Origin of the sequence: Hungatella hathewayi WAL-18680 (genome assembly GCF_000235505.1) — a bacterium.
Taxonomy (GTDB): domain Bacteria; phylum Bacillota; class Clostridia; order Lachnospirales; family Lachnospiraceae; genus Hungatella_A; species Hungatella_A hathewayi_A.
The window spans coordinates 340869-353217 of the sequence record NZ_JH379028.1; the positions used below are offsets into that span (position 1 = coordinate 340869).

Genomic DNA, 12349 nt, shown 5'->3' on the forward strand with positions numbered 1-12349 from the left:
GGCAATGAAGAGAAAACAGAAAAACATAACTGCCATAACGGCCGCCGTTATCCTGATTCTGGCGGTACGGCCGGGGTATCCGGCATACGGGCAGGGAAATGTAACCGAGGAGAGCGATGTGGTCTTTGACCAGCTGAAAGGGAAGAAAGATGTGGAGACAGAGTTGGTAGGCACTATCGAGGTGACGCTGATATCAGCAGTCGTGCCGTCAGATGTGGATTTCACCGTGAATCCCCTGGCAGAATTTAATGCGGTAACCAGACCGGGCGGCCAGATTATCAGTCCGGAGGGCCTTTCCGTCATCAACCATTCAGTAGTGCCGGTAAAGCTGGAGATTGCCAGCGTGGCTCCGGTATCAGGGACAGACCTGTTTTTTTCTGACAAATTTCCGGGAGGACCGGTCCAGGATTTCGCTCTGGTGGGAACGATAGCGGAGACGGAAACGCCCGGCAGGGCCATCCTGGTGCTTGGCAGACGGAATCAGACCTACACAAGCAGCCAGGAATTTGAGCAGTACGCCATCTGCCCGGGAAGAACAGGGATACCGGTGGCGGAGATAGGAGCGGAGGAGAAGGCCGACCTGCAGATATACGGAAAAGCAACGGCAGATTTTTACGGAGCGTATCAGTTCACCGTAAAGCCGACCCTGAAAATCAGCACAGTGAAAGCGCAGTAGCGCGCAGCTGGTTTATATAAAAAATAAAAGGGATAACAGGAGGAAAAACGATGAGGAAGAACAGGAAGCAGATAACAGCCCTGGCCTTAGCGCTGGGAATGACAGCAACAGGAATGACAGGATTTGAGGCTCTGGCGGCGGAGGGGGAGGCGGAGGTTTCGACCGTAGATGCCTCAGGAAAAGGAACAATGGACATGACCATAGAAGGAACCATCAAGGCAACCCAGATCAGCGTGACAGTGCCCTTGAAGGCCGCCTTTGATGTGGACCCCGGCAAAAGCGGAACGGCGGCGGGGAAGCCCAGTGAATCAAAGGTAGATGCAGGAATCATTACCAATGCCAGCAATTATACGATTACCAACAATTCAGCCACCCCGGTCTGGGTCTACATATCAAAAATAGAGACCAAAACAGGTTCGGCTGTGGATGCAACTCTTGGAAAAGACATTTCCCTTGTGGGTACGGTGTCAGCATTACAGAATACGGCTGATAGCAATAATGTGATGATTGCCATAAAAAAAGACGGTCAGTTTGCAACACTGCCCATGTTGAACGCGGTAGAAGGAGATGGAAAAAACTTCTGGCTCACAACCGGTTTCAGCGGCAATTATTACATGGACAGCGACGAGAAAAATGAGACAGACACCAAAGGAAAGCTGGAAGCCGCCGGAGCAGCAGAAAATGCCAATATCATGAATCTGAAAATATACGCCTTAACCATGGGAACCTGGCAGGACGGCAACAAATTTGCGGTAACGCCAACATTCACCGTGTCGACAACGGCTCCAACAACCTAAACAGTCTTTTGCCAGCGGCCCGCGAAAAAGCCGCAGGAATCATCGATAAATGAGAAAGGAGAATCACACATGGCAACCAGAATCCCATGCACCCCCTTCGGAAAGAAAATGAAAATCGCAATGGTAGAGCAGGACATCCCCCAGCAGGAGCTGGCCAGACGCTTAGGCCTTGCCAACTCCACAGTAAGCGACATCATTTATGGCCGGAACCAGTGCGAGCGAACGAAAAAACGGATTGCGGATACCCTTGGAATTAAGGGCTGAGAATACAGATACGGCTGGCCTCCTGGCATTAGATGGATAAATCTAACCCCAGGAGGCCATTTTAATATAAAAATATTACTGTGAAATGCTTTTGAATTTAGGATTCCTGTGGTAGAGTTATAGATAAATAATCATAAGGATATGAACAAAGGAGGAGACTGAATCATGGGAATCTGCAGGGATGGCATAATCACGGAAGAAATAGTATTGGGATATCAGGAATACTTACAGGACGAAGAGAGAAGTCCTGCTACGGTGGAGAAATATCTCCGGGATATCAGGACATTTGCCGCCTATTTGGGAGAGAATAGGAGAGCGGACCGGGAAAAGGTCCGGGAATATAAGAACTATCTGCGGGAGCATTATAAGATTGCAAGCGCCAATTCCATGCTGGCGGCGGTGAACAGCTTTTTTGTGTTTGCAGGCTGGGAAGAATGGAAGGTGAAGCTGTTTAAAGTGCAGCGTGTACAGTACAGCAAGCCGGAAAGAGAGATGACAGAGAAGGACTATGAGCGGTTGATTCTGGCGGCCAGGAAGAAGGGAGATATGAAGATGAGTATGCTGATACAGACGATTGGCAGTACGGGAGTGCGGATTAGTGAACTTAAATTTATCACGGTGGAATCATTGCGGGATGGGCGGGCCGAGATTTATAACAAGGGGAAAAGCCGGGTAGTGCTGCTGCCGGTGGAACTGACGAAGGTGTTGAGAAAATACTGCCGGAAGGCAGGGATTGTATCAGGCAGCATCTTTGTCACAAAACATGGGAATCCGATGGACAGGAGCAATGTGAGCAAGAAGATGAAACAGCTGGGAAGAGAAGCCGGAGTCGACACGGCGAAAGTATTTCCTCATAATTTCAGACATCTGTTTGCCAGAATCTTTTACAGCATCGAAAAAGATGTGGTCCGGCTGATGGATCTGCTGGGACATTCCAGTATCAACACGACACGAATCTACACGATGACCACGGAGGAGCAGCCCAGGCGGCAGATGTCGCGGATGCGGATGGTGTTAGGCTGACAGTGACTGTCATAGCGTATAAATAAAAAATACCCCATAATGTGAATTATGCGGTATCTAATATCAATTCTGAAGGATATTTCCTTCGTAATATAGTCTATTATACCCACTTTCGTAAAAATTGCAAGGTTTGAAATGGAAAAAATTGCAAAATGCGGCAGAGAGTTCGCAGAAATGTGGCGTGATGGGCGTGTAATCCGGTGATTTGGCTTTGGAGAGCAAAATTGCCTGTTTGCCATGCCTGGATTTCTGAAAGCAGATTCCTGCGTTCTGAATTACCGTTCAAAACAGTCAAAAATCGTTCTAAATGATTCCCAATTATCTTAATTCTCATCTGCCTGAAGGCTGGATGGACTATAAATGCCCTGCTGGATTCCGCCAAATGAAAATCCGTCACCTCATAATTCACATTAGAGGGTAAAGGAAGGGGCCAGTCCGTGGAGACCGTCGAAAAAAGGGGAACATCCCGAAGATTCAAGGGAAAAAGCAGTGAGATAACCTATCAGAAAAGTTCCCATTTTCGTATGGCCCGTTTTGGAGGATTTGAGGAGGGGCAGGTCATCTGTTATCTCTGGGACATTGTGAAATCCCTGGAAACAGGGCCTGACACGGCGGCGGCCCGGAGTGCAGTATTGAAAAAGCAGCTGCGCCGGCGTGTCCGTGTGGAGATGAGACGGTATTTTGCGAGGCGAAAACGCAGGAATATGAGTCTTCTGACCGGGGTGCTGTGCACCTTCCTGTGCGTGGGCTGGCTGTTTGGATTTGTGATTGGGATAGACCGTGTGTCAGGGACATCCATGTATCCGTATCTCAATGACAGGGACTGGATCGTATACAGCCGTATATCAGGGGAACTCCGGCGGGATGATGTGGTGGTATTTGAGAAAAACGGGGAGGTCATGGTGAAGCGGGTGGCGGGATTACCCGGGGACCGTGTGGAGATGAACCGTGCGGGGAACCAGGTAGTGGTAAATGGGGAGCAGATAAGGGAAGAATTTGTCACCATAACAGAGCCTGTGTCCGGGGAGCGCCGGGAGCAGGCAGCCCCCACCCAGGTGGTGATGAACGGCCAGTATCTGGTATTGGGGGATAACCGGGCGGAATCCGTGGACAGCCGTGACAGCAATATCGGAACGGTGCCGGAGGAGGATGTGCTGGGGAAGGTGATACTGATAGTCAGGGACGGAAGATAGAGGAGTGGAGGAGTTAGGAAATGAGCCATTTTCGATTACATATGAAGGAAAAAGAGAAACACTATCTGCTGGCAGCCGCCGCAGGGATACTGCTGGCCGCGGTCGTGGCGGGATATGTGGCGCACAGCATCGGAACCGCCCGCGCCAAGAGCCGTGAGACGGTGCTGATTTATACGGAAGAAGAATTGGAGCAGTACCTGCTGGATACGGAGAGTGAGGAATATAACTTAAATGGGAACTACCGCCTGGAAGAGGATTTGGAACTCGGCTGGCTGTACCAGTCTATCGGAACGAATGCAGAACCGTTCACCGGAAGTATTGATGGAAACGGACACGTGATAAGTGGTCTGACAAGACCGCTGTTCGGGGTGTTGGAGAATGCAAAGGTGGAAAATCTGTTTCTAAGTGGAGCGGATATCACCCATCCTAGTATCTATTTTGATGGGGAAAGATATGTGGACGGTTATGGAGCGTTGGCAGCATATGCAGTAGGAACGGAGATTGAAAACTGCGGAATGGAAGGAGAAATCCATACCCAAACACCGATTGAAACGGGATTTTTGCTGGAAAAAGCAAGTCCAGCTGATGCAGAAGAAGAGAAAGAAGAAAAGATAACGAAGGAAGTAGAGGAAAGCTGGAATGGCGTTGGATGGGAGGGGGAGCAGACTTCGGAAGGTGGACAGACTGGTGAGCCGGGACTTGAGGGAAACAAAGAAAATGGACCGGGGATGGAAAATGAACCAGAATCGGATGTGGAAGCGGGAACCAATGAAAGTAAGAGTGAGGAAATAGAATCAGGCGGCCGTATAGAGGCAGAAAGTGGTGCTGAAGTTGAAGCGGGAGAGGAAAACAGTTCAAATGAGGGAACGGAAGCAGAAGTGGGAGGAAATGCGGGTGCAGAGCCGGAAATAGGGACAGAAGAAATAACGGGTGCAGAGCCGGAAATAGGGACAGAAGAAATAACGGGTGCAGAGCCGGGAACAGAGACAGGAGAAAATACAGGTGCAGAGTCAGAAGCAGGGACTAAAGAAAACATAGGCGCAGAACCAGAAATGAGCGCCGGAGAACATGAAGAATCAGTCACAGGAATGGCTGTCAGAAGTGCTGCTGGAACTGCCCCGACATCTGAGACGGTTGGGTTTCAACTATTAGATAGGCAGTATCTAAAATTGAAAGTTCCGCCGCTTCCGGACCGCAATGCAGAATTGGCAGGTGGACATGCAGCCAGTCCGCCAGATGCAGTATATCTCCCCGAGGACAGCGAACAAAAAGAAAACGGAACTGTCTTAGGTGAGGATGATAGGATGGAACATACTGAGGATGGAACTCCATCCGGCCCGGAAGAAGAGCCAGTCAGCTTGGAATTCTCTGCTGGCATCACAGTATCTGGCAAAGAAACAGAAACTTCAGCAGAAAGTGAGGAGGGAATAGAATACATAGGAAATCCAAATGGAGATATCAGTACTCTTGTGACGGCTGAGCGGGTGAATGTGGGAGGTCTTATTGCCGAGATGGCAGGAGATTCTATTCTTTCTAACAGCTTTGTTCTAGTGACCGTTGATTCCGGATTAGAAACGGTTGATACCTACGTAGGTGGAATGATAGGAATTATAAATCAGAGAAGCAGATTGGAAAATAGTTATGCGGCCGGACTCGCAGATGCTGATGGAGTGACGGGAGGATTTGTCGCTGTCAACAATGGAACCATTCAAAACTGCTATTGCACGATGACAATTGGAGCAAGAGGAACCATCCGCCGCGCGTTTATGGCGGAAGGGGAAGGGGTACTTACCAGTTGTGTTTATGACAGACAGATGTCATGTTCGGAGGAGACAGACAGCATACCTGAAGAATTGGAAGTATCAACACCGACAGAAGCGCTGAATATGCCGTCCGAACCGGAATTCAGTCTTAAGGGGCTTAATACAAACCGCATGACAGGAGTAGAAGCGGAAATCCCAGGAAACTGGTATCTGGTGGAACATGCTTATCCGCAGCTGGAATATTTCGCATCAAGCGACCGGGAAGTGATTGAATCCAGTTCCAGAGCTGCTGCCATTGCCCTGATTCTACCGGAAAATACCACACTCAAAGACATATTGGAAGAAGGAAATTTAGTACTGCCCGCAGAAATAGACGGCCATGGAATCACCTGGGAGGCAGAAGGGAATATTACAATTAATGGGAATAACCAGGTGATTATGGAGCAAAATGTATCCATTTCAGCCAATGAGATTCCGAGGGTTAAAAGTATATTGGACATGGAACCTGCTTTAGAAAATGGGGGGTCAGAGAGAACCGAAAAAAGCGAAGAGACTGAAGAGAGCGAAGAAATCAGAAAAAATCTTGATGAAACAGTAAAGCTAAGAGCATCCGTCGGTGGAGTCCGCAGAAATTTCACTGTTCAGGCGATGACACCGCGTACCACATCATATGTGGATTGGGGCGAGGTTGGAAGAGCGGTAGATACTGGAGGAGTATTGGAATCTTACCAGCCATCCCGTAATGGAGATTATTTTGAAATAGGGACTCCGGAGGCCCTGGCCTGGATTGCCTATAAAGTGAATATGGGAGATGCCACAATCCAAAATGCCAGTATCAGATTGACAGCAGACATAAACTTAGATGGAAAAACAGACTATGGCGGCAGTAAGGTGAATCCTCTTTTGTGGATACCAATAGGAACCAGCACAAATCCTTATAAAGGCATATTTGAAGGTAATGGCCATAGCATTGATTATCTAAAAGTGGAGCAAAAAGGCTATGCAGGCCTGTTTGGCTGTGCCGGAGGAGGGCAGTGATAAGGAAACTTGGAATCGGTCCGGGCAGCAGTATATCTGGTGTTTCGTCTGGCTGGTCTTTATCAGATGATGACGGAACGGCTGCATTTGTGGGAAAGGTCTATTCTGACGGAACGGCAAAAGCCCAGATAACCGTAGAAGGCTGCTATAACCGTGGAATGGTAATTGGGAAAAGTTACAAAACGGGGGCATTTGTTGGAAATGGGGAGACAACAGGTGAGAGTACACAAAAGATTGCAAATTGTTATAACGCTGGCCGAATTGAACTGGTGGAAGGTATAGGAGAGGTTCCCAGTGCCATAGCGGGTACATTTTCCAATAATATTACTGTGAATAATGCTGGTATTCAAAACTGCTATTGGGATAGTACAAATAGTGGTTTAAGTGTTAAGGCAGCCTGTTCCTCTGACGATACAAAGGTGACAATCAAAGATACGAAAGCATTATCGGAAGAGGAGATAAAAAAGAGCGGCGCCGTATCACTGCTGAATCGTTCTGCCAGTGAAACCTTTTGGAGATGCCGGCCGTGGGAGGATAGCAAACGGGAATATCCCCGTTTCTATGACGGCACAGCTAATCCTGCAAATTGGACAGAAGTAGGAACCTTGATGGACAATGTTGGTATACGGCCTGAGGGAAGTGGAACATTAGAGGAACCTTATCTTCTGGGGACTGCAGAAGAACTAGCCTGGTTTATGGTGTATGCAAACAAAGGAAATTATGATATATGTGCAAATTTAACGGCAGATATCGATTTGACAGGATCAGAATACGGAAAACAGTTTACAAAGGATCAGGCGATGCAATGGTACATGATTGTTCCAGGGGAGCATGGTTCATTGACAGAGGGGTATCAAGGAACGTTTGACGGCAAATTCCACACAGTCAGTGCAGTGACAGTTTCCATACCATCTGGGTATAACGTGCAGGGTGGATTTTTTGGAGTGGTGGTAGGAACGGTTCAAAATTTGTATTTGGATAAAATTAATGTGAATGTCAGCGCAACTCATTGGCTGACAGGTGGAGGTATCAGTGGACAGATGTCAGGTGACGCTGTTATAAAAAATTGCGGGATTAAATCTGGTGTTATCGCTACGAATACTTCCGTAAGTAAAGATTTTGCCGCACTGGGGGGAATCACTGGTGATACGAAGAATAACGGAATAATTGAAAATTGTTTTAATCGAGCTGCTATAAGGGGAAGCAACTATGGCGGTGCCCGTAACGGTGGTATTATAGGAAGAAATTATCATTCAACCAATCAAGTTAAAAACTGTTATAACACAGGAAGTGTGACAGGAGCATTTAGTAATGAGATTGCCGGTGGAGGGGATGGTTCAGTTATTTCTTGTTTATATTCTACTCAAAAGGAACTTGATAGCTGGGCTGCTGCTTATTATTTAAATGGACAGCAGATGGATGGTGTATGGAGTTATGTGGAAGGAGAATATCCAAGCTTTGGAACTCTTGAGCCACCAAGTGATTGGTCGGTCATTGGCCGTGGGATAGAAGCAGGGCTGATAAAAGAGGGGGCTTTAACCATCGGAAACGGAAGTGCGTCTTCCAAGTATAGTATCGGAAGTGCAGAACAACTGGCAGCATTCGCCGTAAAAGTGAATACTGGAAATCCGAAGAATACGAGCCTTGGTACAGCTATCTGTGTTTCTTTGACTAAGAATATTGACTTAACTGGAGCAAAATATAATGGAACCTTCTCAAACCCAATTCCGTGGATTCCCATAGGAAATGAGACCAACATTTACAAAGGTGCCTTTGAAGGCAACGGTAAAATTATCTCTAATATGAAGGTGGAACAGGAAGGTTATGGGGGATTGTTTGGCTGTGCCGGAGGAGGGGCATCCATTCGGTGTCTTGGTATTGATGCTACCTGTTCAGTGAAAACTGTTGCAACATTGTCAGGTGATGATGGTAACGGAACCGCAGCGTTTGTGGGGGCTGTGAAAAGTGTGGCAGGTGCTGAGACGCAGATTGTGATTGAACATTGCTACAATCGTGCTTCCATACATGGAAAGAATGGAAAGACGGGAGCGTTTGTGGGGAGTGAAGATGGAAACGCTTCGGAGACCGGTACTGAAAAACAGAGGATTACCAATTGTTATACGACCGGTTTGCTCACCACAGAAACGGGGGAAACTCCGGGAGCCATTGCAGGAAGTTTTTCAAATGGAGCAGCTCCGAGTGGTGGTATCCAGTATTGTTATTGGGATAAGAGCAGCAGCAGTCCGGCAGGTGTGACATTATCTGCGGTTGGACAGGGGGAGGCATATACTTCAGAGACCATGGAGAAGACCACCGGGGAATTGAAGGCTGACGCGATTCTGGACAGTCTGAACTGGGGAACGGCTTCGGCCATATGGGAACGGAGTGATGAAAAAAATAACGGATATCCCACTTTTAAGGATATTCCTGTTTTTGCCAGTTGGGAAGAGGTTGGAGCGGCAGCATCGGCTCCTTCCAGCCAGAGCGCCTTGTCTCCGGGAACGGAGAGCAATCCCTATCTTATCAGGTCTCCGGAGGAACTGGCGTGGTTTGCCAATCAGGTTAATAATAATGGTCAGATCAATTTATGCGGGAAGCTGATGGCGGATATCAGTCTGTTTGGAGGAGTGTATACCGGTGGAAATGCTTATGATACTAATGATGAGGAAATTCTTTCCAGAGCATTGCTGTGGATTCCGATTGGCAGTGACAGTGACGGAAAACGGTACGAGGGAATCTTTGACGGAAATGGGCATACGATATCCCGGATGCGTGTATCGGGAAGTGGGAAACTGGGGCTGTTTGGTACGGTAGGAAACAGCACCGGGGAAGCCAGGACTGCAATTAAAAATCTGGGAATTTCAACTAGTCTGGTCCAGATGCAGACAACCGGAACGTATGCGGGGGGAATTGCCGGATATTTGAACGGTCCGGAACTGACAGTCAGTCTCTGTTGGAATGAGGGGAGTCTGACAGGAACCGGAAATTATTTCGGAGGAGTGATAGGGGGAATTGGAGCCGTTAATGGAGTAGTACTCGATGGCTGTGGAAACAGTGTGGGTGGAATCATTTTTAATAGCAGTTATGATTATGTGGGAGGAGTTTTAGGCGGGCTTGAGTCAGGAACCACAAATGTGGATATTAGGAACTGTTATAATTTAGGAACCGTAACCGGCCGGGAGCATGTGGGCGGCATTACGGGAAATATTGTGGAGACAAGCCAGACTGTGAGAAGCAGTTATCAAGCGGGCCGGGTGACAGGAAGCACTTCTTCAACAGGAGGAATTGCAGGAACCGGAAGCCAGGAAAATATCATTGGCTGTTATTACGAGACAGGGACATCGGCAGACACGTATGCAGTGGAGCTGTCATCGGAGAAAATGAAAAGCTGGGGAGCTGCCTGGAAGTTGAATGGTGGAAAACTAATTCAGGAAACGAAGGTTTCCTGGGACTATGATAGGGAAGAAAATCATGGTTATCCTTATCCTGCATTAGAAGTACAAGGGGCGGGGAGCTGGAATAATGTTATGCAGGGAGTAGCAGATGGATTAGTGGAAGGAGTAACGGAGCCATCGGGGACACCATATCAGATTGATACAGCAGAAAAACTGGCATGGTTTGCCTATCAGGTGAATCATGCCGGCGGGATATCAGGCAGTGATGCCGTCCTCATTGGGGATATTGATATGAGAGCTGGAGAAAGCCGGTATACCCTAAAAGACCGTCTGGTCTGGACTCCCATAGGGAAGGATGATACGACACCTTATACTGGCACATTTATGAGCAGCGATCCGGCCGACGTCGCGGATACCCATAAGATTTACCAGATTCAGAACCTGTATGTTAAGACGGATGGCCCGGCGGGGCTGTTTGGAACGGTGGCTGGCGGAAACATTTCCAGAATTGGACTTTCCAATGCGGTGGTTACCGGGGAGAACGCCGGAGGAATCGCTGGGGAGACCAGCGGGAGGACAATCATTGCCAGGTGCTACAACCGGAGCGAAGACGGAGGAAAAGCAAGTGTAACAGCCAGTGGGAATGCTGGCGGAATTGTTGGAAAGATTGGAATGGATGCCTCCGTTCGTGACTGCTATAACCTGGAAACCGTGATAAAAGGCACCGGAACATCTTCTTATGCTGGAGGAATTGTCGGGGATGGCATGGCGGGGGTGATACAAAACAGTTATAACAGCTGTGGAACAGTTGGAAGCATCACCTCGTTTGCAGCAGGCGCAGTTGGGGCTGTGAACGGAAAACCGGGAAACGGTGCTGGTATGAGCCGGTGTTATAGCGATATGGGATTTGCCGACAGCAAATGGGTCAGTCAGCTGTATTTCACGGGAAATACACAGCTGATAGCACAGACGAAAGAACTGAATACGGTGACGAAAGACGGCTCAGATTTAGTTTATACAATGGAAGAACGGAACTGGTACACCAGTCTGGCGGATGAGGCCACAAAAGGATATCCAACGCTGGAGCCACCGGTGATGATAACGCTTTCCGAAGCCATGGACCCGGCGCCCAGCGCAGACGGAGTGACAGCAGCACTGGATGAGAATAAGTCGATATCTCGTGCAAGACTCCGCTATGCAGGGGAAGAAACCAGTGAAGAAGCAGCAGCTGTGCTGGCGGCATGGAATGCGACAGATTACAACAGCTACGGTTATACTAGCGCCAATGGAACCTTCGGCCTGGAGACAGGAAGCAATGCAGCAGGAAGTACCTGGACGGCTCTGTCGCCGGATACTATGTCCTTGGAAAATCCAACACAGGAACTGGGGGATGTGAGCCAGTTGAAATTATTTACGGCGGCGGCCTATACCTGCCCAACAGCCAGAAAGATGCTGGTGGAGCTGTCATCCGGGACCACCCGTTATGAGATTCGGTTTACGGTAAAGGGAGTCACCGGCAAGACCTTGAAGGTGGTCATGCCGGTAAAAGTAACAATGGAGAATTTAAGGCCGGACCAGACCCTGAAGAACACGGACAGTGTGGACCTGTTTATAACAAACCGGAATGATTACCCGGTTGACGGAAGTATTGTGAGTGTGGAGGCCAGGGACGGAGACGGTTACGCAGTGCTGAAGCCGGTATCCAGGGACTTTACATTTGCAGCCATGGACCCGATTACACAGGGCGTGAAGCTGAAGATTGTGGACCAGGAAGGAGGAGGACTCTTTCCGGCGGAAGGGATTTACTATAACCCGGGGCCGCCGCCCAGCTGGATATCCTACCGGTTAAAGAACGGAGGAACGCTGCCGTACCGTTACCGGATGGAATACCAGGCTTTCCAGTACTTTGATACGAAGAACCAGTACAGCTATGACGTGACATACCGCTTTGGCGTATCAGGAGAGGATGATGCGGCGGATGGCGCGGAGGTATTGATCAAGCAGGCGGGTGGTAAGACAGATGGATGAGAAGAGAACAAAAAGAAGCCGGAGGAAGGGAAGACGGAGCCATCTGTGGCTGGCGGCAGCCATCGCTTTGGCAGTGCTGGCATTTGGGGCCTGTGCGGCGGGCCACAGGCTCCCGGCCGCCATCCAGGCCCGGATAGATATCCTGCCGGACCCCGGTGCGAAGCAGGGAGTC

At 48.8% G+C, this 12349-nt stretch carries 7 protein-coding genes and 1 pseudogene; all 8 read left to right on the top strand.

The window, feature by feature from the left end:
• Nucleotides 1–4: 4 nt before the first annotated feature.
• Nucleotides 5–676, top strand: a complete 672-nt coding sequence (locus HMPREF9473_RS17405; RefSeq protein WP_006781502.1) for a hypothetical protein — start codon at nucleotides 5–7, stop codon at nucleotides 674–676.
• Between the two features lie 50 nt (nucleotides 677–726).
• Nucleotides 727–1473, top strand: a complete 747-nt coding sequence (locus HMPREF9473_RS17410; RefSeq protein WP_006781503.1) for a hypothetical protein — start codon at nucleotides 727–729, stop codon at nucleotides 1471–1473.
• Between the two features lie 69 nt (nucleotides 1474–1542).
• On the top strand, nucleotides 1543–1737 hold the full coding sequence (locus HMPREF9473_RS17415; RefSeq protein WP_006781504.1) for a helix-turn-helix domain-containing protein: 195 nt from the start codon (nucleotides 1543–1545) through the stop codon (nucleotides 1735–1737).
• Between the two features lie 165 nt (nucleotides 1738–1902).
• The gene (locus tag HMPREF9473_RS17420) at nucleotides 1903–2760 is read left to right on the top strand and encodes a tyrosine-type recombinase/integrase (protein WP_006781505.1); all 858 of its coding nucleotides are present in this window, start codon (nucleotides 1903–1905) and stop codon (nucleotides 2758–2760) included.
• Between the two features lie 437 nt (nucleotides 2761–3197).
• The gene (gene lepB, locus HMPREF9473_RS26430) at nucleotides 3198–3953 is read left to right on the top strand and encodes a signal peptidase I (protein WP_006781506.1); all 756 of its coding nucleotides are present in this window, start codon (nucleotides 3198–3200) and stop codon (nucleotides 3951–3953) included.
• Nucleotides 3954–4210: 257 nt separating this feature from the next.
• Entirely contained in the window at nucleotides 4211–6754 is a 2544-nt protein-coding gene (locus HMPREF9473_RS17430; protein WP_198138530.1) for a hypothetical protein, read from the top strand.
• Complete coding sequence (locus HMPREF9473_RS17435) at nucleotides 6751–12177, top strand: hypothetical protein (protein WP_006781508.1); 5427 nt, start codon at nucleotides 6751–6753, stop codon at nucleotides 12175–12177. Before HMPREF9473_RS17430 ends, HMPREF9473_RS17435 begins: the two co-directional genes overlap by 4 nt.
• Nucleotides 12170–12349, top strand: a pseudogene (locus HMPREF9473_RS27815) (hypothetical protein); the annotation flags it as partial. The gene HMPREF9473_RS17435 and the pseudogene HMPREF9473_RS27815, both read left to right, overlap by 8 nt.

Excerpts from the sequence above, each read along its gene's own strand:
- HMPREF9473_RS17420 (WP_006781505.1), top strand. The coding sequence starts at position 1,903 with ATGGGAATCTGCAGGGATGGCATAATCACGGAAGAAATAGTATTGGGA.
- HMPREF9473_RS17415 (WP_006781504.1), top strand. The coding sequence starts at position 1,543 with ATGGCAACCAGAATCCCATGCACCCCCTTCGGAAAGAAAATGAAAATC.
- HMPREF9473_RS17410 (WP_006781503.1), top strand. The coding sequence starts at position 727 with ATGAGGAAGAACAGGAAGCAGATAACAGCCCTGGCCTTAGCGCTGGGA.
- HMPREF9473_RS17405 (WP_006781502.1), top strand. The coding sequence starts at position 5 with ATGAAGAGAAAACAGAAAAACATAACTGCCATAACGGCCGCCGTTATC.